General features: G+C 72.6%; 25 protein-coding genes. 8 read left to right on the top strand and 17 right to left on the bottom strand.

Going from position 1 to position 23372, the window contains the following annotated elements; genetic code table 11:
• Positions 1-83: 83 nt before the first annotated feature.
• The 5 genes from IE294_RS19080 to IE294_RS19060 all read right to left on the bottom strand — a co-directional run bounded on the left by IE294_RS19080 (position 84) and on the right by IE294_RS19060 (position 4649).
• A complete protein-coding gene (locus IE294_RS19080; protein WP_189887865.1) occupies positions 84-362 on the bottom strand; it encodes a hypothetical protein in 279 nt (92 codons plus the stop codon).
• Positions 363-530: 168 nt separating this feature from the next.
• Positions 531-1379, bottom strand: coding sequence for a carbohydrate ABC transporter permease (locus IE294_RS19075; RefSeq protein ID WP_189887625.1), 849 nt, complete (start codon positions 1377-1379; stop codon positions 531-533).
• Positions 1376-2317, bottom strand: a complete 942-nt coding sequence (locus tag IE294_RS19070) for a carbohydrate ABC transporter permease (protein WP_189887623.1) — start codon at positions 2315-2317, stop codon at positions 1376-1378. Before IE294_RS19070 ends, IE294_RS19075 begins: the two co-directional genes overlap by 4 nt.
• Before the next feature lie 47 nt (positions 2318-2364).
• Complete coding sequence (locus tag IE294_RS19065) at positions 2365-3666, bottom strand: extracellular solute-binding protein (protein WP_189887621.1); 1302 nt, start codon at positions 3664-3666, stop codon at positions 2365-2367.
• Between the two features lie 209 nt (positions 3667-3875).
• On the bottom strand, positions 3876-4649 hold the full coding sequence (locus IE294_RS19060) for a polysaccharide deacetylase family protein (protein ID WP_189887619.1): 774 nt from the start codon (positions 4647-4649) through the stop codon (positions 3876-3878).
• Positions 4650-4875: 226 nt separating this feature from the next.
• Between IE294_RS19060 and pip the strand changes: the two genes are divergently transcribed.
• Positions 4876-5868 (top strand): prolyl aminopeptidase, encoded by a 993-nt coding sequence (gene pip, locus IE294_RS19055; RefSeq protein ID WP_189887617.1) that lies wholly within the window; start codon positions 4876-4878, stop codon positions 5866-5868.
• Between the two features lie 163 nt (positions 5869-6031).
• Here pip and IE294_RS19050 read toward each other — a convergent pair whose 3' ends face one another.
• Positions 6032-6187, bottom strand: coding sequence for a DUF6131 family protein (locus IE294_RS19050; protein ID WP_189817976.1), 156 nt, complete (start codon positions 6185-6187; stop codon positions 6032-6034).
• Positions 6188-6610: 423 nt separating this feature from the next.
• Between IE294_RS19050 and IE294_RS19045 the strand changes: the two genes are divergently transcribed.
• Positions 6611-7489, top strand: a complete 879-nt coding sequence (locus tag IE294_RS19045) for an SGNH/GDSL hydrolase family protein (RefSeq protein ID WP_189887615.1) — start codon at positions 6611-6613, stop codon at positions 7487-7489.
• A gap of 27 nt (positions 7490-7516) precedes the next feature.
• On the opposite strand, the gene IE294_RS19040 is transcribed toward IE294_RS19045, so the two are convergent.
• Together IE294_RS19040 and uppS are read right to left on the bottom strand one after the other, a co-directional pair.
• On the bottom strand, positions 7517-8989 hold the full coding sequence (locus tag IE294_RS19040) for an oxygenase MpaB family protein (RefSeq protein ID WP_189887613.1): 1473 nt from the start codon (positions 8987-8989) through the stop codon (positions 7517-7519).
• Positions 8986-9732, bottom strand: coding sequence for a polyprenyl diphosphate synthase (gene uppS / locus IE294_RS19035; protein ID WP_268252798.1), 747 nt, complete (start codon positions 9730-9732; stop codon positions 8986-8988). The genes IE294_RS19040 and uppS overlap by 4 nt, the downstream gene beginning before the upstream one ends.
• Before the next feature lie 324 nt (positions 9733-10056).
• Between uppS and IE294_RS19030 the strand changes: the two genes are divergently transcribed.
• From IE294_RS19030 to IE294_RS19020, 3 genes are all read left to right on the top strand, one after another.
• Positions 10057-11202 carry a serine hydrolase domain-containing protein gene (locus tag IE294_RS19030; protein WP_189887861.1) on the top strand — a complete coding sequence of 382 codons (1146 nt, stop codon included), beginning with the start codon at positions 10057-10059 and terminating at the stop codon, positions 11200-11202.
• The gene (locus tag IE294_RS19025; RefSeq protein ID WP_189887611.1) at positions 11199-12758 is read left to right on the top strand and encodes an alpha/beta fold hydrolase; all 1560 of its coding nucleotides are present in this window, start codon (positions 11199-11201) and stop codon (positions 12756-12758) included. Before IE294_RS19030 ends, IE294_RS19025 begins: the two co-directional genes overlap by 4 nt.
• Positions 12759-12841: 83 nt before the next feature.
• Positions 12842-13324 carry a carboxymuconolactone decarboxylase family protein gene (locus tag IE294_RS19020; RefSeq protein WP_189887609.1) on the top strand — a complete coding sequence of 161 codons (483 nt, stop codon included), beginning with the start codon at positions 12842-12844 and terminating at the stop codon, positions 13322-13324.
• A gap of 246 nt (positions 13325-13570) precedes the next feature.
• Here the strand turns inward: IE294_RS19020 and IE294_RS19015 are convergent, their stop codons facing one another.
• From IE294_RS19015 to IE294_RS18980, 8 genes are all read right to left on the bottom strand, one after another.
• Positions 13571-14452, bottom strand: a complete 882-nt coding sequence (locus tag IE294_RS19015; RefSeq protein ID WP_189887607.1) for a DMT family transporter — start codon at positions 14450-14452, stop codon at positions 13571-13573.
• A gap of 197 nt (positions 14453-14649) precedes the next feature.
• On the bottom strand, positions 14650-15192 hold the full coding sequence (locus IE294_RS19010; protein ID WP_189887605.1) for a hypothetical protein: 543 nt from the start codon (positions 15190-15192) through the stop codon (positions 14650-14652).
• A complete protein-coding gene (locus IE294_RS19005; RefSeq protein ID WP_189887859.1) occupies positions 15189-15944 on the bottom strand; it encodes a YqjF family protein in 756 nt (251 codons plus the stop codon). Before IE294_RS19005 ends, IE294_RS19010 begins: the two co-directional genes overlap by 4 nt.
• 97 nt (positions 15945-16041) lie before the next feature.
• Positions 16042-16323 (bottom strand): hypothetical protein, encoded by a 282-nt coding sequence (locus IE294_RS19000; protein ID WP_189887603.1) that lies wholly within the window; start codon positions 16321-16323, stop codon positions 16042-16044.
• Positions 16324-16383: 60 nt separating this feature from the next.
• Positions 16384-17199 (bottom strand): ABC transporter permease, encoded by an 816-nt coding sequence (locus IE294_RS18995; RefSeq protein WP_189887601.1) that lies wholly within the window; start codon positions 17197-17199, stop codon positions 16384-16386.
• 41 nt (positions 17200-17240) lie between these two features.
• The gene (locus IE294_RS18990; RefSeq protein ID WP_059262431.1) at positions 17241-18134 is read right to left on the bottom strand and encodes an ABC transporter permease; all 894 of its coding nucleotides are present in this window, start codon (positions 18132-18134) and stop codon (positions 17241-17243) included.
• A 3-nt stretch (positions 18135-18137) separates the two neighbouring features.
• The gene (locus tag IE294_RS18985; protein WP_189887599.1) at positions 18138-19337 is read right to left on the bottom strand and encodes an ABC transporter substrate-binding protein; all 1200 of its coding nucleotides are present in this window, start codon (positions 19335-19337) and stop codon (positions 18138-18140) included.
• Positions 19338-19365: 28 nt separating this feature from the next.
• Positions 19366-20397, bottom strand: a complete 1032-nt coding sequence (locus IE294_RS18980; protein ID WP_189887597.1) for an ABC transporter ATP-binding protein — start codon at positions 20395-20397, stop codon at positions 19366-19368.
• A gap of 110 nt (positions 20398-20507) precedes the next feature.
• Between IE294_RS18980 and IE294_RS18975 the strand changes: the two genes are divergently transcribed.
• Positions 20508-21248, top strand: a complete 741-nt coding sequence (locus IE294_RS18975; protein ID WP_373315831.1) for a FadR/GntR family transcriptional regulator — start codon at positions 20508-20510, stop codon at positions 21246-21248.
• Positions 21249-21286: 38 nt separating this feature from the next.
• A complete protein-coding gene (locus IE294_RS18970) occupies positions 21287-22048 on the top strand; it encodes a cache domain-containing protein (RefSeq protein WP_189887593.1) in 762 nt (253 codons plus the stop codon).
• A 79-nt stretch (positions 22049-22127) separates the two neighbouring features.
• Here IE294_RS18970 and IE294_RS18965 read toward each other — a convergent pair whose 3' ends face one another.
• Complete coding sequence (locus tag IE294_RS18965) at positions 22128-22778, bottom strand: FMN-dependent NADH-azoreductase (RefSeq protein ID WP_189887591.1); 651 nt, start codon at positions 22776-22778, stop codon at positions 22128-22130.
• A 130-nt stretch (positions 22779-22908) separates the two neighbouring features.
• Between IE294_RS18965 and IE294_RS18960 the strand changes: the two genes are divergently transcribed.
• Complete coding sequence (locus IE294_RS18960) at positions 22909-23301, top strand: winged helix-turn-helix transcriptional regulator (RefSeq protein WP_189887589.1); 393 nt, start codon at positions 22909-22911, stop codon at positions 23299-23301.
• Positions 23302-23372 lie beyond the last annotated feature (71 nt).

The following is a 23372-nucleotide window of genomic DNA, read 5'->3' as shown; positions in this document are numbered from 1 at the left end:
TCCGCGTTGATCGGCGCCCCCGCCGTCGCGTGAGCACGCGGGGACAGCGCCGCCCCGCCGAGGCGACGCTGTCGTCGACGCGTTCAGCCGGCCCTCTGCCGTTCGCGGAGCTCGTGCACGTTGTTCGCGGTGAGGGTGCCGTCCTGCTGTTCGTAGTGGGAGAGGGCGAGACCCAGGCCGAAGAAGGTGGGTGCCCATTCGCCGACGAAGATGCCCCAGCGGTCGGCGCGGTCCAGGCCGGTGCCGGGTTCCATCTTCAGAGAGCCTATCCACGCGGCCAGCGTGAGGCCGATGGAGGCCATGCCGGCCAGGTAGGCGTGCTCACTGCGGATGCCCAACTCGTGCATCTTCTTGATGATCATGGCGTGCTCCAGGTCCATGCCGGTGGTGCGGATGAGTGCGGTGGCTTCGACACCAACCCGATTGCCCGATTTGCCAGGAGGCATGTCCACTAAATGGTGTTTTGTGCTGTTTCTTGATTGCCGTTTCAACATGCCTGTGAGGAAGGGCGGGGAAGGGCTCGGAGCAGGTCAGTCCTTCACCGCTCCGCCCAGCCCGGAGACCAGCCGCCGCTGCACGAGGACGAAGAACACCAGTACCGGAACGGTCATCACCGTGGACGCCGCCATGACCCCGCCCCAGTCCGGCTCGTCGGGCTTGTAGAAGACCAGCAGGGCCATCGGCAGGGTCGACTGCGAGGTGTCGCTGATGATGAACGACTTGGCGAACAGGAAGTCGTTCCAGGCGGAGATGAAGGAGAACACGCTCGTGGCCACCAGGCCCGGCAGGACCAGCGGGAGGAGGATCCGCCACAGGAAGCGCGCGCGGCTCGCCCCGTCGAGGTACGCGGCCTCCTCCAGGGACTCCGGAACGGCCTTCACGAACCCGCGCAGCATCCAGATCGCGAACGGCAGCGAGAAGGCGATGTGCGGCAGGATCAGCGAACCCAGCGTGTTCAGCTGGCCGAGGTCCCGCATGAGGAAGAACAACGGGATGGTGAGCGCCTCCACCGGCACCATCTGGGCCACCAGGAACATGATGAGCAGGGTGGTCCGGAAGCGGAACCGGAACCGCGTCACGGCGGTCGCGGCGAGGAAGGCGATCAGCGCGGAGGCGATGACGACACTCACCGCGACGACAAGGCTGTTGACGAAGTACCGGCCGAATTCCTGCTGTTCGAACACGCGCCGGAAGGAGTCCAGCGAAGGCGAAGCCGTCCAGGGCCTCGGCTCGGTGGACTCGATCTCCCCGGCCGGTTTGAGCGCGCCGAGCAGCATCCAGTAGAGGGGGAAGGCGACGACGGCGGCGACCAGGAGCGCGGTCGCCTCGGCGGCGAGCCGCCAGGGCCGCCGTACCGCCCGGCCGCGTACGGCGCTCACAGCTCCTCCCCTTGGCGGCGCAGCAGCCGCAGGTATCCGAGCGTGATCGCGAGCAGGATCAGCAGCATCACGACGCCGATCGCGGACCCGAGGCTGTACTGCGAGGAAGCGAAGGCCTTCTGGTAGGCGTAGACGTTCAGGACCAGGTTCTGCCCGGCGATGCCGCCGCCGCCCGTCATTACGTAGATCTGGGTGAAGACCTTGAAGTCCCAGATCACCGACTGGACGGTGACGATGACCAGGATCGGTCGCAGGACCGGCGCCAGTACCGAGCGCCAGATCCGCCACTGCGAGGCGCCGTCCAGGGCGGCGGCCTCCAGGATCTCGGCCGGCACCGCGCGGATGCCGGCGTAGACGGTGACCATCACGAACGGGAAGGAGCACCAGACCACTTCGAACAGGACCAGGAGGAAGGCGCTGTAACGGTCGTAGGTCCAGGAGAAGTCGCCGATGCCCAGGAGGCGGTCGACCGGGCCGAAGTCGGGGTCGAAGAGGAACAGCCAGACCGTCGAGCCGGTGATGGTCGGGGTGGCCCACGCCCCGAGCGCGGCCAGCAGGAGAGCGAGCCGCGGGACCGCGCGGACCCGGGTGAGCAGGACGGCGAGCGCGCAGCCCACCGCGAGTGTGCAGACCACACAGGCCGCCGCGAAGCCGACCGTCGCCAGCAGCACCTGCCAGAACTGGTCGTCGGCGAAGAGTTCGGTGTAGTTGGCCAGGCCCAGGAAGCGGGTGGGTTCCCCGCCGCTGACCTGGGCCTGGGTGTACTCCAGGAACGAGATCAGGCCGAGCTGGTAGACGGGGTAGGCCAGCAGGCCGCCCAGAACGAGCAGTGCGGGTGCCAGGTAGAACCAGGGGGTCCACCCACCCGAGGGGCGCGGGGCCCTGTCCGGTGTGCGGCTGCCGCCGCGTGGGCGCGACGGGCCGTGGACCACCCGCACCCGCCGAGGCTCCGCACGTTCCGCCCCGGAAGGCGCCGTCAGCCGGCTCACCTGGCGGCTCCGAACGCGTCGTCCATCTTCTTCGCCGCGTCGGCGGAAGCCGCCGCGACGTCCTTCCTGCCGCTGACGATCTCCTGGAACATGGTGGGCAGCACCAGCGAGGAGTCGATCTGGGCCCAGGCGGGCGAGGCGGGTACGAACCGGGTACCGGCGGCGAGGGTCCGGACGAACGGCTTCACGTACGGCTTCTCGGCCGCGGCCTGCTGCCGTACGTCGGTGAAGGTCGGCAGGAAGCCCATCGCGTCGAAGAGCTCCCCCTGTGTCTTCTTCGAGGCGAGCCGCTTCATCAGGTCCACGGCGAGCGTGCGGTGCGACGTGCTCTTCAGGAGGCCGATGTTGTTGCCGCCCGCGAACGCCGGCGCGATCGAGCCGGGCTCGACGCCCGGCAGCGGCACCACCGCGTACTTCCCCTTGACCTTCCCGGCCTCCACGGCGGCGTGGCTGAAGTCGCCGCCGATCGCCATGGCCGCCTTCCCGGAGGCGAACGCGGTCACGGTGTCGTTGCCGCCCATGCCCGCGCACTTGGCGGCGGGACAGTTGTCGTCGCCGAAGAGGGAGGTGTACGCCTCGATGCCCTTCCGGGCGGCCGGGCTGTCGATGGCGGAGGCGTACGCACCCCCCTTGTCCGTGGCCAGATCACCGCCATCGGCCCAGATGAACGGCATCGCGCCGTAGGTGTAGGCGCCGCCGACGGCCAGGCCGTACAGGCCGGGTTTCGCGGCCCGGATCCTCTTCGCGGTGGAGATCAGCTCGGCCTGCGACCTCGGTGCGCGGAGGCCGAGTTCGCGGAAGACGTCGGTGCGGTAGTACAGCGCGCGGACGCCGACGAAGTACGGTGCCCCGTAGACCTTGCCGTCCACGGTGACCGACTGCCGGGCTGTCGGATCGGTGTCCTTCGCCTCACTCCAGGCGTTGAACTCCCGTGTGACGTCCGCGAGTCCGCCGTCCCGTACATAACCGGCGGTGTTGGTGTTGCCGTACTCGATCACGTCGGGCGCGGACTCTGGGTCGTTGAAGGCGGCCTTGACGCGCTGGGCGCGGGTCTCCACGGGGATGTACTCGACGGTGACGTCGGTGCCGCGGTGCGCCGCCTCGAAGCCGGCGGTCACCGCGTCGACGACGCGCTGCTTGGGCTGGTTGTCGACCTCCTGGAAGAGCCAGACGCGCAGGGTGCCGGTCTTCTCGTCCTTGCCGGAGGCGGAGGAGGTGCCGGAGGTCTGGGGCGCGCAGGCGGCGACGAGGGCGGTGGCGAGCGCGGTGAGCCCAACAAGACGGACGGACAGCTTCATGCAGTGTTCCTCCGATGAGGCGTTGCAACATGCGCAATGGTGGTTTCGCTGTGCACAACACATCGGAGGCTAGGGACTGCATGAACACGCCACAAGAGGTCTCCACCACTCTGTGACCGCGGGACACACCCCGTGCAACGCGCGCCGCCCGCCGAGCGGTTCGGCGGGCAGCGCAGCGGGAGGAGCGGGTCAGCGCACCGGACGGCCGGTCAACGCACCGGGAAACCGAAGGCGTATCCCTGCTGCTTCAGCCGGGGCAGCAGGGTGTGCAGGGCCGTCACCGTCTGGGAGCGGTCGCCGCCCGCGTCGTGGAAGAGGATCGTGGGCCCGCCCGGCAGTTCCCGCTCGACGGTCGCGATGATCGCGTCGCTGCCCGGCCGCTCGAAGTCCTTGGAGTCGACGTTCCAGCCCAGCGGGCGCATCCCGTGCGAGGCCGCCAGCTTCCGGCTGTACGGGGTGAACGCGCCACCGGGGGCCCGGTAGTACATCGGCCGTACCCCGCCCGACGCCTTGGTGATCTGCCGCTCGGCGTCCTCGATCTGCTGCGCCTGGTAGGCCTGGGACTTGGTGTCCATGGTGGTGTCGTGCGACACCGTGTGGTCGCACAGCCGGTGCCCGGCGGCCACCACCTGCCGGACCAGTTCCGGATGCGCCTCGGCCTGGGTGCCGACCATGCAGAACGTCGCCTTCACGCCGTTGTCACGCAGCACTTGGAGCACCTGCGGGGTCCAGACCGGGTCCGGGCCGTCGTCGATGGTGATGTTCACCGCGTGCTCGCCCCGGTCGGAGGCGTGGGCGATGGTCACGGACACGGGCTGTGCCTCGGGCGCGGCGGCCCGGGCGGAGGCTCCCGGGCCGGCCGGCCCGCCGCCGGTCTGGCCGGCCTGCGCCGTCCACACCGACGTGGCGGCGGCCACCGCCGTGACCCCGAGCGCCGCCGCGACCACCCTGCCGTACCATCCCCGTCCACCATGCCGCGCCATGTCCGTCCGCCCCCTGCCGTGCCGATGCCTGTGCTGTGCCGGTGCGTTGCCGTGCCGAAGCTCTGCGCACCCGGTGCACATGGCAGGACGGCCCGGACCGGGCGCGGGATCCGTCTGTTACGGATCACGGACAGTTCCGAGGCGCGGCCGGGACACTCGCCCGCCGCCGGGACCGGAAATCGCCGGTCGTGGTCCGCGACCCGGGCCCGGACGCTACGGTGCCCGGATGCCCCTCTACCCGGAGACCGAGCCGTACGCCCACGGCATGCTCGCCGTGGGCGACGGCAACCACGTCCACTGGGAGACCTGCGGCAACCCCGAGGGCAAACCCGCGCTCGTCCTGCACGGCGGACCGGGCTCCGGCCGCACCCCGTACGCGCGCCGCCTGTTCGACCCGGCCGCCTACCGGATCGTCCTGCTCGACCAGCGCGGCAGCGGCCGGTCCACCCCGCACGCGAGCCGCCACGACACCGACATGAGCGTCAACACGACGAGCCACCTCCTGGCCGACCTGGAGCTGCTGCGCCGGCACCTGGGCATCCAACGGTGGCTGGTGTGGGGCGTGTCGTGGGGCTCCGTCCTCGCGCTGCGCTACGCCCAGACCCACCCCGGTGCCGTCACCGAACTGGTCCTGACGGGGGTCGCCACCGGATCCGACGCCGAGGTGGAACTGCTGACCCGCGGGCTGGGCAGACTGTTCCCGGCGGCCTTCGACGCCTTCCTGGCGGGCCTGCCTGCCGAGGACCGGGACGGCAACCTCGCCGCCGCCTACAACCGGCTCCTCGAATCCGCCGACCCCGAGGTCCGGGAGCGGGCGGCGCGGGCCTGGACCGACTGGGAGACGGCCACGATCCCGGCGCCCCCACGCTCCGTCGGCCGGTTCGAGGACCCCGTCTTCCGCCAGGGCTTCGCCCGCACCGTCACGCACTACTGGGGCAACGGCCACTTCCTCGGCGACGGTGGCGGCGGCAACGGTGGGAACGCGGCCGAGCGCGACGGCGTGGTGCTCCGTGATGCCCACCGGCTCAAGGGCATTCCCGGCACCCTGGTCCAGGGCAGCCTCGACTTCGGCAACCTTCTCGGCATCGTCTGGCGGCTGCACCACGCCTGGCCGGGCAGCGAACTGGTGATCGTGGACGACGTCGGCCACACCGTCGGCGCCCCGGGCATGGCGGACGCGCTGGTCGCAGCGACGGACGCGTACGCGCCCCGCCGGTGACCGGCGGCCCGCTCCTGACGGGCCGTGACATCCGGCGGGGCGTCGTCGAGTCGTGCGGGCCCTGGTCGCCCCGGGCGCCGAGGACCGCACGCGCCGCCCGGCGGGCGCTGAGCGCGCGTCCGCCGGGCGGGTTCATTGGTGGCCGCTCGTCCGGAGCGGCCGGTCACCAGTAGTGACGGCGGCCGGCGACCGCGTGTCCCATGGACCCCATGATCCACAGGACGGCTCCCACCACCAGCAGGATGACGCCGATGGTCCACAGGATCGAGATGCCGGTGAGGAAACCGATGATGAGCAGGATGATGCCGAGGGCGATCATGACGTGCCTCCAGCCGATGACGGGGCTCCTGTCCTTCGAGTGCCCCCGAAACGCCCGCCCTATCAGTGCGCTCCGACTTTCAAGAAGTTCTGTCGGCCATGTTGACTCGGCGCTGCGGCGGCCTCACATTACCTAGCGGTAGCACCCCGCGGTAACCCCCCGCCGCCACCCCACGCCCGCAACACGCGGTCGCCCCGGCACGCCCGTTGCGTCGTCCCGCACGCCCAGCCCTCCGGTCGTCCCCGCACGCCCAGCCCTCTGGTCGGCCCCCCCGCACGCCCTCGGTTTGACCGAGCCGCCCCGTTCTCGTGCTCCGCCAGGTCCCCCACACCCCACACCCCACCACGCCGACGGCACCGCCATGCCCACGGCACCGCCCTGCCCGTCCGCCCTGTGTCCTGTCCCGAGAGGGGAGAGCACCGCATGCCCATACCCACCCTGCGTCGCGTCCTCACCGCGGCCTGCGCGGCCGTCGGCGCACTGGTCCTCGGCCTCGGCCTCGGCACGGCCCCTGCACGGGCCACCACGCCCCTGAACTACGCCGCTCTCGGGGACAGTTACAGTGCCGCCTCCGGTGTCCTCCCCGTCGACCTCACCAGCCCGCTCTGCCTGCGCTCCACGGCCAACTACCCCCACGTCATCGCCGCCCGGACCGCGGCCCGGCTGACGGACGTGACCTGTGGCGCCGCCCAGACCAAGGACTTCACCGAGGCCCAGTACCCCGGCGTCGCCCCCCAGGCCGACGCGGTCACCGCCGGCACCGACCTGGTGACCCTCACCATCGGCGGCAACGACAACGGCACCTTCATCAACGCCATCACCGCCTGCGGCACCGCCGGCATCCTCAGCGGCGGCCAGGGCAGTCCCTGCGAGGACCGGTACGGCACGTCCTTCGACGACGAGATCGACGCCCACACCTATCCCGCGCTGAAGTCAGCCCTGCGCGGCATCCGGGCCAAGGCTCCCCAGGCCCGGGTGGCGGTGCTCGGCTACCCGTGGATCACGCCCGCCACCGCCGACCCGTCCTGCTTCGCCAGGCTGCCGGTCGCCACCGGCGACGTGCCCTACCTGCACGCCCTCCAGGCGCACCTCAACGCCGTGGTCCGGCGCGCCGCCGAGGAGACGGGGGCCGTCTACGTGGACTTCGCCGAGGTCTCGGCCGGGCACGACGCCTGCCAGGCCGTCGGCACCCGGTGGATCGAGCCGCTGCTGTTCGGGCAGAACGTCGTGCCCGTCCACCCCAACGCCCTCGGCGAGCGGCGCATGGCCGAGCACACCCTGAGCGCCCTCGGCCTCGGCTGACGGAGGCCGCCGCACCGGGGCCGCCGGTCAGGCGTCGGCGAGCGGCGGGTCGTACGGCGTGGAGCGCTCCCGGCCCGACATGAAGGCCAGGAAGTCCCGCACGAAGGCGCCCCGCGTGTACGTGCCGTCCGTGCCGGCCGTGTCCCGCCGGAACCCGGTGCGGAACAGCGCCCGGTACTCGTCCGCGTCGACGTGTTGGTCGCCGTCCGCGTCGGTGACGTCGAAGAGGACCTCGGCGACCCTGATCAGGGCGGGACCGGCGAGCGAGGGCACGGCCGCCGCGTACTCCCGGGCGCTGACGCGGCCGTCGCCGTCGGTGTCGAGTGCCGCCTGGAGTTCCCGCCACCAGTCGGCGAAGGCGTCGTAGAGCCGCGTCTCCTCCGGCTCGTCCAGGTCGAGTCGGCCGGCGAGTTCCCGGGCCATGGCGGCGAGGTCGGGCCAGTCCAGATAGCCGTCCCCGGTCTGGTCCAGCACCGCCGCGAAGAACTCCTCCGCGCTCCGCCGCGCCACGCTTCCCGCGTCGGGGTCCGGCTCCTGTGACGGCAGGGGGGTGATCAGCCGGACCAGGGCCCCGGCCCGCTTCATCCGGTCCCGCAGCGCGCTGATCGTCCGGGCCCGGGGGTCGTCGCTGCCGGGGGAGAGGGAGAGCAGGTCGACGACGGCATCGGTCCGGAGCAGGCCGTCGGGGAGGAACCGCGCGAGGCCGACGGCCAGGTAGGCGCTCTGCATCAGGGTCTGGGCGCCGGGCAGTTCGGGGAGGCCCGCGCGCCTGCGGAAGGGCTCCGGCAGGGACGCCACGGTGATCACACCGATGAGCGGGCCGACGAGCGCGCGGCCGGCCGCCCACAGCGTGGGCAGACCGTGCAGCAGCGGCGGCGCGGGCAGATGGTCGAAGAGCCGGTAGAGGATGACGCGCATCGCCTCCGTGTTCTCCAGCCGCTCCTCGACCACCCGGTCGTAGTACGGCCAGAACTCCCGGACGGTGGGCGGAAGATGACGGGCGTCACCGTCCAGCACGGCGAGGTAGGCCCGGAACTCGGCGTACAGCCGCTCGATGGCGTCCTGCTCCAGGGGCTGCCCGCTGAGGCGGCACATCGTGACGCTGCTCTCGAAGAGCGTCGCGACCACCCAGGCCCGCACCTCGGGATCCATCGCGTCGTACGGCCGGTCGTGCGCGTCGGTGCCGCGCAGCCGGGCGTGCAGCCGGTTGAGCCGGGTCGCCTCCCTGCGCCGTACCTCGTCGTCGGGCCCGAACATGCGCTGAAGACTCACGAGCGTGTTGCGCAGCCGTCGCCACGGGTGCGTCACGAACGTGGAGTTGTCGATCAGGGCTCCGCCGACCTGCGGGTGCGCCGCCTCCAGTACGGTCCCCCGGATGATGGCCAGCGCCCAGCGCGGATCGTTGAAGAACGCGTGGAACTGACTGCCCTCGCCGAAGAGTTCGCCGACACCGGCCTCGGTGCCGGTGTTCCCGGGGCCGTTGCTGCGCGTGTCCGTCACGGTCGTCGCTCTCCGTTCGCGTCGGGCGCCACGCCGCCGAAGCGGCGGTCGCGCTGCTGGTAGGCGCGCAGGCACTCCACGAAGTGCGGCGCGCGGAAGTCGGGCCAGAGCACCGGCGGGAACATCCATTCCGCGTAGGCGACCTGCCAGAGCATGAAGTTGGAGATGCGCTGTTCCCCGGAGGTCCGGATGACGAGGTCCACATCGGGCGTGTCGGGAAAGGGCAGATGAGCGGCGAAGCTCCGCTCGTCCACGGCCTCGGCCGGCACTCCGGTGCGGATCAGGGACCGTGCCGCCGCCACGATGTCCCGGCGCCCGCCGTGGTCGAAGGCGACGGTCAGCGTCATGCCCCGGTTCTCCCCGGTCAGGGTCATCAGATCGGCGAAGTCCCGGGCCAGTGCCGGGGGGATACGGGGATCCGCCACCCCGAGGAACCGGCAGCGGATCCCGCGCGCGTGCAGCAGCGCGGCGTGTTTGCGCACCACGCGGCGGACCAGCCGCATCAGGAAGTCGACCTCGGTGCTCGGGCGCTGCCAGTTCTCGGTGGAGAACGCGTACAGGCTCAGCCACTCCACGCCGGCCGTACGCGCCGCCTCGATGACGTCGATCACCGTCGTTTCCGCCGCCAGGTGACCCGACGTACGCGGCAGTGAACGCCGCGCCGCCCAGCGGCCGTTGCCGTCCATCACGCAGGCCACGTGCCGCGGTGTCCTGCGGGCGGAGCCGCTGCCCTCAACCGTCACGCCTGCCCCCCCCCCCGCAGCGATGAGCGGACCCCCTCGTCCCGTCCAGGGTGTCAGCCCCGGGTTCCGGATACGGCACAACGCCCGCCGTTCACCCTTGGTGCAACTGTTCGAGAGGTGTGCGGCGCGTACGGGGGCCCGCCTCCGGGCGCGCGCTGGTGCTGCCCCCCGCCCCGAATCGCCTGCCAGCCGGAGTGAGCGCGGCCCGGGCGGTGCCTAGCGTCAGGGGACATGTCGATCTCCTTACCGAGCTCCGTGTCCCGTCCACCGGGTTCCGCATGGCGTCGGCGCACCGGTTTCGCCGCCCTGGCCACGGCCTGCCTGGTGGCCGTCGCCACGGCCGTGGCCCCGGTCGCCGCCGCGCAGCCGTCCCGGGACGCGCCCCGCGCCTGCGGCCCGCACCCGGCGCTGAGCCGGTCCGTGCACCACCTCGTGGCGCACGACCGGATCGCCGGCGCCGCGGTCCTGGTCACCGGCGCCGACCCGGACGCCCCCTGCGCACGCTGGACGGCGACCGACGGCGTGGCCGAGCTGCGCACCGGCCGCCCCATGAACACCACCGACCGGCTGCGCGTCGGCAGCGTCACCAAGACGTTCACCGCGACGGTCGTCCTGCAACTCGCCGCCGAGCGGCGGCTGTCCCTGGACGCCCCCGTCGAGCGCTACCTGCCGGGCCTGATCCGCGGCGGCGCGTACGACGGCCGCCGGATCACCGTGCGGCAGCTCCTCCAGCACACCAGCGGACTGCCCGACTACCTCGACGCACCCGAGTGGCAGCACATCGAACGACTGCGGTACCGCCACTTCGAGCCGCGCCGGCTCATCGCTCGCGCCCTGCGGCTGCCGCGCCCGGAGCACACCTGGCACTACGCGACCACGAACTACCTCGTCGCCGGGCTGATCGTGCGCGAGGTCACCGGCCACAGCCCGGAGACGGAGATCAGCCGCCGGATCATCGCGCCCCTGGGACTGCGCGGCACGTACTGGCCCGGTGACGAGACCCGCGTCCGGGGCCCGCACTCGCACAGCTACTTCACCGGGGACGACGGCCGCCGGGTGGACGGCACCGCCTGGAACACGACCTTCGGCGGGGTCGGCGGGGCCCTGGTGTCCACGCCGGCCGACCTGACCCGGTTCGCCCGCGCGCTGCTCACCGGCCGGCTGCTGCCCGCGCCGCAACGCGCCGAGATGCGGCGCACGGTGGCCGCCGACCCCGACCGGCTCTGGCCCGGCGCCCGCTACGGGCTCGGCCTGATCTCCTCACCGCTGTCCTGCGGCGGCAGCTGGTGGGGACACGCCGGGACCGTGCCCGGCGGCCACCGGGCGCTGGTCGCGACCGGCCCGGACGGCCGTGCCGTCGCCGTCGCCCTGAACGAGGTGCCCGCCACGCTCCAGGCCGAACAGGACTTCCTCGACATCGTCGACCAGGCCCTCTGCGAGAGCCCGTCCGCCGAAAGGACCCCCGCATGATCCGCGCCGCCTTCCCACGCCGCCTCCTGTCCCGGGCCCCGGCGGCCGTCGCCCTCTCCCTCGCGGGCGCACTGGCCCTGGGCACCGCGCCCGCGTCGGCCGCCGCGGCCCGGCCGGACGCCGACCCCCTCGCCCGCTACCACCACCAGCACCTGCACTGGAAGAGCTGCCGGCTCGGCCCCGACGACGCCACCGGAAAGGAACTCGACCGGGCCGGCGCCCAGTGCGCCGACGTCACCGTGCCGTTGGACTACGCCCGCCCCGACGGCCGTACGATCACCGTTGCGATATCCCGGATCAGGGGCACCGACACCGCCCACCGCGTCGGCGCGCTGCTGCTCAACAGCGGCGGCCCCGGCGGGCAGACGCTCGGCGATCCGCCGTGGGTGCGGGCGGCCATGAAGGACGTGGCCGCACGCTACGACGTGGTCGGCGTGGACCCCCGCTTCGTGGGCCGGAGCACCACCCTGGACTGCCACTGGCCCACCGGCAGCATGATCCGCGGTGCCGGCACCGGCCGCGCCGCCTTCGACCGCGTGGTCGCCCTCTCCGCGGACCTCGCCCGCCGCTGCCGTACCCACGCCGGTGACCTGCTGCCGTACGCCACCACCCGGAACACCGCGCGCGACATGGACGTGATCCGGGCGGCGCTGGGCGAGCGCAGGATCTCCTACCTGGGCTACTCCTACGGCACCTACCTCGGCCAGGTCTACGCGACGATGTTCCCCCGGCGCACCGACCGGGTCGTCCTGGACGGCGTGGCCGACCCCGCCCGTTACGGTCCGCGGCTGCTGCGGGGCACGGAGGAGGCCAACCGGCACGCCCTGCGCGACTGGGCCGACTGGACGGCCGCCCACCACGCGGCCTACGGGCTGGGCCGCACCGGGAGCGCCGTGCTGGCCGCCGTGGAGGCGGTCCGGTCGGCCTCCGCCCGCACGCCCCTGCGCGTCGGCGGGTACCGGGTGGACGACCATGTCCTGCCCGTCGTCGTCTTCAACGGCCTCTCGCAGGACAACCCCACGGCGTACGGCGACTTCGCCCGGGGTGTCCGGGACCTGCGGCGGGCCGCCGAGGGCCGGCGGGTCACCCCCTCGCCGTGGCTGGCCTCGGCGCTGGAGTTCACGCTGACCGGGCACGAGTCCGCCTACGGCAGCGCGCAGACCTCCATCCTCTGCGGGGACGTGGCCGCGCCGCGTGACCCGGAGACGTACTGGCGCGATCTGCGGCGCGCCGGGAGCCGGGACACGCTGTTCGCGCCCGTCACGTACAACATCAACGCGTGCGCGTTCTGGCAGCCGCCGCGCGAACGCCCGACGACGGTCCGCGACGACCTGCCGGCCCTGCTCGTCAACGCCACGGGCGACCCGCGCACCGTCTACCCCATGGCGGAGGCGGTGCGCCGGAACTGGCCCAGTTCCCGCCTGGTGACCCTGCGCGGAGCGGACCAGCACGCGGTGTACGGCGTCTTCGGCAGCCGGTGCGTGGACGGCGCGGTCAACAGCTACCTCGCGACCGGCCACCTCCCGCCTGGCGACCTGACCTGCTCCACCGGCTGACCGGGCCCCGCTACACTCCGCACCTCCGGGCCAGTCATGATAGTTTCACGTTCAACAAATTCTGTCACCCGGAGGAGCCCAGGTTGACCAGTCCCGTCCCGGCCGGCGCCGACCGGCGGATCTACATCGACAAGCAGAGCCCCAAGGCGTACCACGCGCTGGTGCAGACGTCCGAGGCGGTGCGCGCGGTCGCCGCCGACGCGGGCCTGGACCGCGTGCTGGTGGAACTGGTCAACCTCCGTGTGTCCCAGCTGAACGGCTGCGCCTACTGCCTGCACCTGCACACCCGGGCGGCGCTGCGGGCGGGGGACACCCCGCAGCGCCTCGGCGTGCTCGCCGCCTGGCGCGACACCGAACTCTTCACGCCCGCCGAGCGAGCCGCCCTCGCCCTCGCCGAGGCGACCACGGCCCCGGCCGACACCGCCGCGCAGGACGCCGCCTACGCGGCGGCGCGGGATGCCCTCACCGACGACCAGATATCCGCTGTGATCTGGGTGGCCGTCACCATCAACGCCTTCAACCGGGTCTCCGTCATGAGCCGGCACCGGGTGCGGGCCGAACAGTGAGACCGCGCGGGCGTACCGGCTGTCGGACGCGCCGGCGCCGGCGCCGTTCACCGGAACAGACCGGTTACGCCCGTGCCGTGGTCGACGGGGACTGACGTGGTGGAGCGGGCCGAGCAGGGTCCGCGCACCCTCGGGGCCGCCCTGGCCGGGGCGGGGTACGCGTGCGCGCTGCGCTCCCGGACCGCGTCGGCTTCGAGCCCTGCCGGCGCGTGCCGCACCGCCGCTGACCGGGGGCCCCGAGCCGCCTCACGTCGCGGGGTGCCGCTCCCCGGCCGGGATCGGCAGTATGACGATCCGCTGGACGGCCCGGCTGAGGACCAGCACGCCGGCCACGATCAGCAGGCCCCCGCACAGCTCCGGTACGAGCCACCAGCCCGTCCGGATCCGCTCCCCGAACAGGAAGACGCCCAGGGCCAGGCTCACCACCGCGTCACCGATGGTCAGCGCGGGCTGCGCGGCGGCCAGCGGGCCGGCCTGGAGCGCGTTCTCCAGCAGGACCACGGAGGCCGCCCCGGCCAGCGCGAAACCGTACGTCTGCCACGACCGCAGGAACGCCGCGAAGCCGTGGTCGGCGAACGTGCCGGAGGCCGACTTCAGCAGGGCGGCGGTCAGGGCGTTGCCGGTCGCGGACGCGGCCGCCAGCAGCGCGGCGCGCCGGGCCGGCGGACGCCCCCGGCCGGCCAGCAGGACGGTCCCGGCCATGACGCCGAGACACAGGCACAGGGCCGGGATCCAGCGGACGAGCGGCGCCTGGTCGGTGGCGCCGTGCGGGGCGGCGGCGACGAGCAGCAGCGCGAGCCCGGCCACGCAGCCGCCCACCCCCCACCAGCCCCAGGGCGGCAGCCGCCGGTGCATCAGCGGGGCGGCGACGAGCAGCGCGAAGGGCAGTTCCAGGATGAAGAGCGGCTGGACCAGCGCGAGCGGGCCGTTGACCAGGGCCAGGCTCTGGAACAGCGCGGCGCAGACCACCCCGGCCATGCCGATCAGCCAGGCTGGCCGCCGCGCCAGCTCCGCGACCAGCCGGATCCCGCTGCCCTGGGAGACGGACGCCACCTTGCGCTGGAAGGCGGTGCCCACGGCGTTGCTCGCCGCTCCCGCGACGGCGAACACCGCGGCCAGTTCGATCACGACCGTCTCCTGCCTGCGGGCCGGTCTCCCGGACGAGCTTCGGGCCTTGCCAGCCTACGGACCCGCACGGTCCCGCGCGGGTCGGCCGGAGTCTCCTCGCACCGCCTCGCACCGGGACCGGCCGGTCGGAGTGCGGGAGTGTGCGCGCGGGGGCGTGCCGACGGGTGCCCGGGGCCTGCCGGCCGGGACGCGGAGGGTCACGTGGTGGCGGGGCCGGCCGTGCGCAGGGCCGTGTCCGCCTGGCGCCGGCGCCACTCCTCCACGGTGTCCTGCTGGCGCCGGGCCCGTTCCAGGAGGCTGTCGAGCCGGCCGGGGTCCAGGCGCTTGTCGGTCGTGGCGAGCCGGCGCAGGGTGAGCCACCCCGCGGCCTTGCCCTCGACCGCCAGCCGCATCGCCTCCAGCTCCAGGACGGTGCTGAGCGGAGAACGCCGTACCAGACGCCCGTTCAGCTTCATGCGTGCCACCTTCTCGGCCGCCCAGCCCGCGCAGACCTTGGTGCGCCGCACCGGCACGTCCAGGTCCCGCATGATGTCCAGCAGTGCCGCGCGGTCCTCGCTGATCTCCGCGGCGACCGGCCGGAGGGCTCTGCCGAGCGCGGAACCCCGGGCAGACCGCACCAGGTGGCCGATCCGCTGGGTGCCCGCCGTGGCGCCGGCGAGGTGGTCGTTGAGGTAGATGCCGAGCAGCTTCATGTCAGCGCCGCCCGTGTTCCGGGGGACGGGGGTGGCGGGGCGGTTCATCTGGCGCCTCCTTCGTGGGTGCCGTGGGGTCGTGGACGCGGTGCGTCCGGCGGGCCGTCGCCCGCACCCCGGCCGCGCGCCGGCCGTACGGGGTGCGAGATGCCCAGGCGTACCTTGTGCAGGCCGTCCGAGTAGTGCACGAGCGGTGCGGTCGTGGGCGGCGGCAGCCCCGCCGCCCGGGTGAGGGTCTCCTCGACGGTGTCGAGCCGTGCCTCGCGCACCGGCCAGGGCGCGTGCTCGACGGGCGTCTCCCACAGCGCGCCGAGCCGCCGGGTGAAGGCCCGCCACCGCGAGGTCAGCCACACGTCCCGGGCGCCGGGCCGGACCGGCTCGCCGGGGCGGACGGCCACCTCGTACGAGGGCCCGCCGCTGTGCCGGGCGCCGGTGTAGACCACGGTGTCCCCGCGGCGCGCCACCTCCAGGCGGCCGACGTGGTACGGCACCCCGACCGCGCGGGCGGCCAGCATCACCGGGGAGGACACCTCGATGGACAGGAACCAGAGCCCGTCCCGGCCGTTCCGGTCGCGCACATAGGTCCGCAGATTGGTCTCGGGGAACGAGGGCAGCGCGAGCGGGAGCCCGGGCGGGCGCACGTCGGCCATGACGAACGGGGTGAGGCTCACCCACGCGGCGCCGTCGAACGTGTCCACCACCAGACCGTCGGGCAGCAGGCGCTGGACCTGTTCGGGCGGGTACGCCCAGTGCACGAAGGTCTGGGTCAGCCAGCCGGCCCACAGCGCGGGCAGGTACACGCGCTGCTCCGCTCCGTACGAGACCACGCGCACCGAATCCCCCGGGGGCCCGCGCCGAAACCCGGGAAGCGGGCCGGCCTGCCCGGGGCGCGCCGGCTCAGGTGGCCCGGGTGCCGCCCCCGCGGCGGATCCGGCCGAGCAGGTCCCGGTGGTAGGACGCGAGCTGACCGGCGGGCACGGGGGCGGGGCTGCCGGTGAGCGTGTACCAGGTGTCGCCGCCGGAGTGCTGGACGACGACGCGCACGCTGTGGCCGTCGGAGCTCAGGATGGTCGCGACGGTGAGGTCGCCGGTGATGACGCCGACCTCGTCGGTCATCGCGCCGCCCGGGCCGGCGGTGACCCGGTCGACGTAACGGGTGATGGCGGGAGGGTTCTTCATGCGCGCAGGTTCGCACCAGCCCGGATCCCGGGGCCCGCACCGCGCGGGTGTCGCCGCCGTTCACACCCGGCTGGACGTCGCCGTGTCCGCCGACAGCCGCTGGGCGAGGTAGATGGGGATCACCGACAGCAGGACCAGGACGGCGGCCACGACGTTCACCACCGGAGCCTGCTGCGGCCGGGTCATGTTGTCGAAGATCCAGATGGGCAGGGTCTCGATGCCCGGCCCCGCGGTGAACGTGGTGACCACGATCTCGTCGAAGGACAGGGCGAAGGCGAGCAGGCCGCCCGCCAGCAGCGCGGAGCGGACCAGCGGGAAGGTGATGTCCACGAAGGCGCGGAAGCTGGTCGCGCCGAGGTCCATGGCCGCCTCCTCGTACGAGCCGGCCGTACGGCGCAGTCGGGCCACCACGTTGTTGAAGACCACGACGATGCAGAAGGTGGCGTGCCCGACGATCACGGTGAACAGCCCGAGCCCCACGCCGAGCGGCTCCAGCACCGTGCCGAAGGCCGAGTTGAGGGCGATGCCCGTGACGATGCCGGGCAGCGCGATCGGCAGTACCACGATGAAGGACACCGTGTCCCGGCCGAAGAAGCGGTGCCGGGCCACGGCGAACGCGATCAGCGTGCCGAGGACCAGCGCGACGGCGGTCGCCCCCAGCCCCGCCTTCACCGACACCCACAGGGCTTCGCGGGCACCGGAGTTGTGCGCGGCCACCGACCACCAGCGCACGGTGAGGCCCGGCGGCGGCCAGCTCGCGCTGCGGTCCGGGTTCAGGGAGTTGACCAGGACGAGCAGCAGCGGGACGTAGATCACCGCGAAGCCGAGCCCGGCGCCGATGCGCAGGGCGGTGCGCGCGGTGCGGCTGAGGTGCATGGCGCTCTTCTCCTCCAGCTTCCGACGGGTGTGCGGGCGCACTACAGGCTGTTCAGGGCGCCGGTGCGGCGGATCGCCAGCAGGTACAGGACGATCACCACCACGGGCACGGTGCCGAGGGCGGCGGCCATGGGCAGGTTGAGTTCGATGTTGGAGTAGACGAGGTTGCCGATCAGCTGGGTCTTGCCGCCGACGATCTGCACGGTGATGTAGTCGCCGAGGCTGAGCGAGAAGGTGAACACCGAGCCGGCGGCGACCGAGGGCAGCACCATGGGCAGGACGACCGAACGGAAGGTCCGTCCCGGCCGTGCCCCGAGGTCGGCGGAGGCGTCCAGCAGACTGGCCGGGAGCTGTTCCAGCGCCGTGTGGATCGGCAGGATCATGTACGGCAGCCAGAGGTACGTCAGGGTGAGGACCGTGGCGGGCAGGCCGTAGCCGGGGCCGCTCAGTCCGAACGGCGCGAGCATCCAGTCGGCGAGGCCGCCTTCGGAGAGGATCAGCCGCCAGGCGTACACCTTGACCAGGTAACTCGCCCACAGCGGGGTGAGGATGGCCACGACGAGCAGCGGACGCCACTTCGGCCGGGCCACGCGGGCGGTGTAGAAGGCGACCGGGAAGGCGATCACCGCGCACAGCGCGGTCACCGCGAGGGCCACCCCGACGCTGCGCAGGACGACCTGACGGAAGACCGGTGTCGTGAACAGTGCGTGGAAGTTGTCCGTCGACCAGACCTTCACCACCTGGGAGGTGAAGGAGTCCGTCGTCCAGAAGGCGGAGACGAACAGCACCGCGAGCGAGCCGAGGTAGAGGACGGCGAGCCACAGCAGCGGGGCGGTGAGCAGGAGGGCCAGCCGCAGCCGGGGTCTGCGGTGGAGGGCTCCGGCGAGCCGCCGGACGGTGCCCCGGCCGGCGGCGGTCGGCAGATCGGTCGTCACGGCTCAGCCCTTGATCTCGGTCCAGGCCTGCACCCACTTGGCGTACGGGACGCAACGGACGTCTGTGCGGCCGTCGAGGCACTGCTCGATGGGCGTGTTCCAGAAGGCGATCTTCTTCCAGTAGTTCTCGTCGGCGGCGTGGTAGACCGTGCAGAAGTTCTTGTCGCTGGTCTCGGCGCACGCCTTGGAGTTGGCGGGAGCCTCGCCGAAGTACTCGGCGACCTGCGCGTTGACCTTGGGGGAGACGATCCAGTCCAGCCACTTGTAGGCGCAGTTGGGGTGCTTGGCCTTGGCGGAGACCATCCAGGTGTCCGACCAGCCGGTCGAACCCTCCTTCGGGACCAGCGCCTTGACCTTCGCGCCCTCGGAGGCGGCGAGGTTGGCGATGACCTGCCAGGTCGTGCCGACGACCGAGTCCCCGCTCTTGAAGGCGGAGACCTCCTTCAAGTAGTCGCCCCAGTACTCGCCGACGTTCGCGTTCTGCTGTTTCAGCAGCGCCACGGCCGCGTCGAACTGCTTCTGGTCGAGCGCGTACGGGTCCTTGATCTTCAACTCCGGCTTGGCGGCCTTGAGGTACAGGGCGGCGTCGGCGATGTAGATCGGCGAGTCGTACGCGGTGACGTGCCCCTTGTACCGCGCGGCGTCGTCGAAGACGGCGGACCAGGAGGTGGGCGCGGGCTTGACCTTCGCGGCGTTGTACATCAGCAGGTTGGCGCCCCGGCCGTGCGGGATGCCGTACATCTGCCCCTTGACGGAGTTCCAGGCACCGTTCTTCAACCCGCTGAAGATGTCCTTGTAATGGGGGACCAGGCCGGTGTTGACGGGGGCCGCGTCACCGGAGGCGATCAGGCGCAGCGAGGCGTCGCCGGAGGCGGAGACGGCGTCGTACTCGCCGGTCTTCATCAGCTTGACCATCTCGTCCGAGCTGGCGGCCACCTTCGAGTGGACCTGGCACCCCGTCTGCTTCTCGAAGCCGGAGACCCAGTCCACTTCGGGGTCGTTGGAGCCGTCCTCCACGTAGCCGGCCCAGGCGATGAGGTTGACCTGGTCCTCCGTCTTGCCGAGCTTCGTGGGGGCCTTGAGGTCGGGCGGGTTGAGGCCGGTGGCGGAGGTACCGCCGGCACCGGAGGAGTCGCAGGCGGCGGCGAGCAGCAGCGTGGCGGCGCACACGGCCGAGGCGCGCAGGGTACGGGTGAGACGCACGGCGTTCTCCAGGGGGAGGGGGACGGTGTCAGGAGGGGAGCCGGACGGCGTGCCGGCGGTGCCACTGGAGGCGGACCCGGGTGCCGCGGTAGGCGGCGACGTCCGCCGAGGAGGTCTCCAGGTTCTGCTGGAGCGCGGTGAGCCGGCCGCCGCCGTCCAGGTCGACCAGGAAGCGGGTGGCGTCGCCGAGGTAGACGACCTCGGCGACGGTGCCGGTGGCCGTGGCGTGCTCGGGCTCGTCGGCCTCGGCGGACTCCTTCAGGACGCGGATCTTCTCCGGACGGATGTTGTAGGTGCCCGCGGAGCCGGTGATCCGGTGGGCCGCCTCGCCTTCGAGCAGGTTGGAGGTGCCGACGAAGGAGGCGACGAAGGGCGTCGCGGGGCGTTCGTAGATCTCGGCGGGGGTGCCGACCTGGGCGATGCGGCCCTGGTCGAAGACGGCGATCCGGTCGCTCGTCGTCAGGGCCTCCTCCTGGTCGTGGGTGACGAAGACGAAGGTGATGCCCACCTCCCGCTGGATGGCCTTGAGTTCGACCTGCATCTGCTCGCGCAGCTTCAGGTCCAGCGCGCCGAGCGGCTCGTCCAGGAGCAGGACACGGGGGCGGCCGACGAGCGCGCGGGCGAGCGCGACGCGCTGGCGCTGCCCGCCGGAGAGCTGGGCGGGCCGCCGCTGGCCGTAGCCGTCGAGGCGGACCTCGGCCAGCGCCTTGCGGGCGCGGACCAGGCGTTCCGCCTTGGGTATCCGGCGGATCCGCAACCCGTAGGCGACGTTCTGCTCGACCGTCATGTGCGGGAACAGGGCGTAGTCCTGGAAGACGGTGTGCACGTCCCGTTCGAACGGGGCGAGGCCGGTGACCTCCTGTCCGGCGAGTTCGATCCGGCCCTCGTCGGGGGTCTCGAAGCCGGCGACGAGCCGCAGCACCGTCGTCTTCCCGGAGCCGGACGGGCCGAGCATCGAGAAGAACTCGCCGTCCCGGATCTCCAGGTCGACCCCGTCGACGGCGGTGGTCCCGCCGAACGACTTCCGCAGACCCTGGAGCCGGATGGCCATCCCCTCCATACGGGAACCTTTCTGGCGCGCTGAACGTTGACCGTAAACATATGAAGTCATAGGTCATAGCTCAAGGTCCCCTTAAGGTAAAGCTTGAGTCAACGCACGAGGTGATGGCCGTGAGGCAGCACGAGATCGACGGAGGCGCCCGCAAGGCGGTCTTCAGCCCCGTGGACAGCCGGGCCCGTGTGGACGCCGTCGTCCGCCGCCTCGGTGACGCCATAGAGCTCGGCCTCCTCGCCGACGGCGAGCAGCTCCCCGGCGAGAGCGAACTGGCCGGACAGCTCGGTGTCTCCACGGTCACCCTGCGCGAGGCGCTCATGGCGCTGCGGCAGCAGGGCCTGGTCACCACCCGCCGGGGCCGCGGCGGTGGCAGCTTCGTCTCCCTGCCCGAGGTCCCCGCCGACGACCGGCTCCGGGCAGGGCTGCGCGGCTGGAGCACCGAGGAACTGCGCGACCTCGGCGACCACTGGGCCGCCCTGTCCGGCGCCGCCGCCCGGCTCGCCGCCCACCGCACCGAACCCGCGGACCTCCAGCCCCTGCGCCGTACGGTCGAGGAACTGGCGCACGCCGAGGACGCGGCGGCGCGCAGCCGGCTGTACGGCCGCTTCCACGTCGAACTCGCCGCCGCCGCGCAGTCCGCCCGGCTCACCCGCGAACAGGTCGCCCTCCAGAGCGAGGTGGGCGCCCTGCTCTGTCTCGTCCTGGCCGACGACGCATATCGTGAAGAAGTTGCGGACCGTCATCGCGCTGTCGTCTCCGCCGTGCAGGATGGGGCGCACGAAACGGCCGGCACGCTGGCCGAGCGGTGCGTCAGGGAGTCGACGGCGCGGCTCGTCGCCGTACGCCTCACCCTCTGACCGCGCCGCGTCCGGTTCTTCGTCCGCTGGAGGACACCATGGGCGTCAGCGCCGGGCTCGCCACTGTCGCGACGGACGCGGAGGCCCGGGTGGCCGCGCGGGTGTGCGACGCGCTGGAGGCCGTCTTCGCGTCGGTCGCCGCCACCCGTGCCGAGACCGCGGCCCTGCTGGAGCGGGTGGCCGCCGAGGGGCGCCGGCCCGCCAGCCGCGACCTCGCCGCGCTGCGCCCCGGCCTGCACCGGCGGCTGAACCACGAGGAGCTGGTCTCCGGCGTCGGCTTCGTCGCGGCCCCCGGCCTGCTGGCCGACGTGCCGGCCTGGCTGGAGTGGTGGCAGGCGGGCGCCGACGGCGCCGTACGCCCGCTCCTGCTCGATCTCGACCCCGGACGGTCGGCCTACTCCGACTACACCCACTGGGACTGGTTCACGCTGCCCCGTGACACCGGGCGCCGGGCCGTCGCCGGACCGTACGTGGACTATCTCTGCTCCGACGAGTACAGCCTCACCCTGTCCGAACCGGTGCGGATCCAGGGGCGGTTCGCCGGAGTGGCCGCGGCCGACGTGTACCTGCGGCACTTCGAGGCGGCCGTGCTCCCGCTGCTGCGGTGCCTGTCCCGGCCGGCCCGACTGGTGAACGCCCGCGGCCGGGTCGCCGCCTCCGCCGACCCCGCCCACCTGGCGGGTTCCCTCACCAAGGGCCCGGACTTCGGTGAACTCCTCACCGCCGGACGGCCCGGTGGGTACGACGGTCTGCGGCTGGTGCCGTGCCCGGGCGTGCCGCTGGTGCTGGTCCTGGCCTGAGCGCGCTCCGGCCGGCCGCGCGCACGCGCGCGACCCCGGGCCGCCCGTGCCCGGGGTCTGTCGTGCGGTACGGGGAGCGTCAGGCCGCGAGGCGCTCCGCGAGCTGCTTGGCCTTGCCGGCCGCGGCCACGAGGGCCTGGTCCCGGGAGGCCTCGTACAGCGGGATCAGCTCGGCCATCGCCGGGTTCTGCGGGGCCATGGTCAGCTCCGGGACGATGAAGTCCAGGTCCATGCCCAGGGCGTCGGCGAGGACGGCCGTGAGGTAGTTCTGGACGTACTCGTACCCCTCGCGCGGGGTGCCCGGCGCGTAGGAGCCGCCGCGGCTGGCGACGACGGTCACCGGGGTGCCCTTGGCGGACGGGGTCTCGCCCGCGGTGCGGCCGAACAGGATCACGTTGTCCAGCCAGGCCTTGAGGGTCGACGGGATCGTGTAGTTGTACATCGGGGCGCCGATCAGCACCGCGTCGGCCCGCTCCAGCTCCTCGATCAGCTTGACGCGCTCCGCGAAGACGGCGGCCTGCTCGGGCGAGTGCGCGGACGGGGGGACGAAGCCGGCGACGTGCGCCTGCGCCGAGAGGTGCGGCACGGGTTCCGCGGCCAGGTCCCGGTAGATGACCGTGCCGTCGGGGTGCTGCTCCTCCCAGTGCTTGCGGAAGGCCTCCGTCACGGCGCGGGAAGCCGACGCCTCGGTGGAGAACACGGACGAGTCGATGTGCAGCAGGGTGGGCATGGGGATTTCTCCAGAAATGGGCAGGACGACCGGGCGCCGATGACGCCGGCTCACGTTTCGTTCAGAACTATGTTTAACACACTCACTTACTTTTCTTCAGCCCCCTACGGCGGGGTAGTAAGCTAGGGGCATGGCGGCGGAGCAGAACCACGACAGCGCGGCGTGCAAACGGGTGGACGACGGCATCACCCGTGTCTTTCAGTTGCTCGGGAAACGCTGGAGCGGCCCGATCGTGGCCGTCCTCGTCGAACAGCCCGCGTACTTCGCCGACCTGCGGCGGGCCATCCCCGGCATCAGCGAGCGCATGCTCTCCGACCGGCTCGCCGAGCTCGGCGCGGCCGGCCTCGTCCTGCGCGAGGTCGACGAGGGTCCCCCGCTGCGTGTGTCCTACCGGCTGACCGAGTCCGGCGCCGCCCTGGAGCCCGCCCTGCGCACACTGGCGGAGTGGGCCAAGGCCTATCTGCCGGACGTGCCGGGATGCCCCGGGGCGAACCTGGAACGGCCGGCCGGGGCCCGGAACTAGGGGCGGGCGCCCGGGGGTCGTCCCCCCGGTCGGTTCACCGGTTCACCGGATGACGGGGGGACCCGGACCTC

The sequence above is a fragment of the Streptomyces canarius genome (genome assembly GCF_014650735.1).
In the GTDB taxonomy this organism is placed as follows: Bacteria; Actinomycetota; Actinomycetes; order Streptomycetales; family Streptomycetaceae; genus Streptomyces; species Streptomyces olivaceoviridis.
Note: the sequence above shows the minus strand (reverse complement) of the source record. Positions and strands in the feature narration are given on the sequence as shown.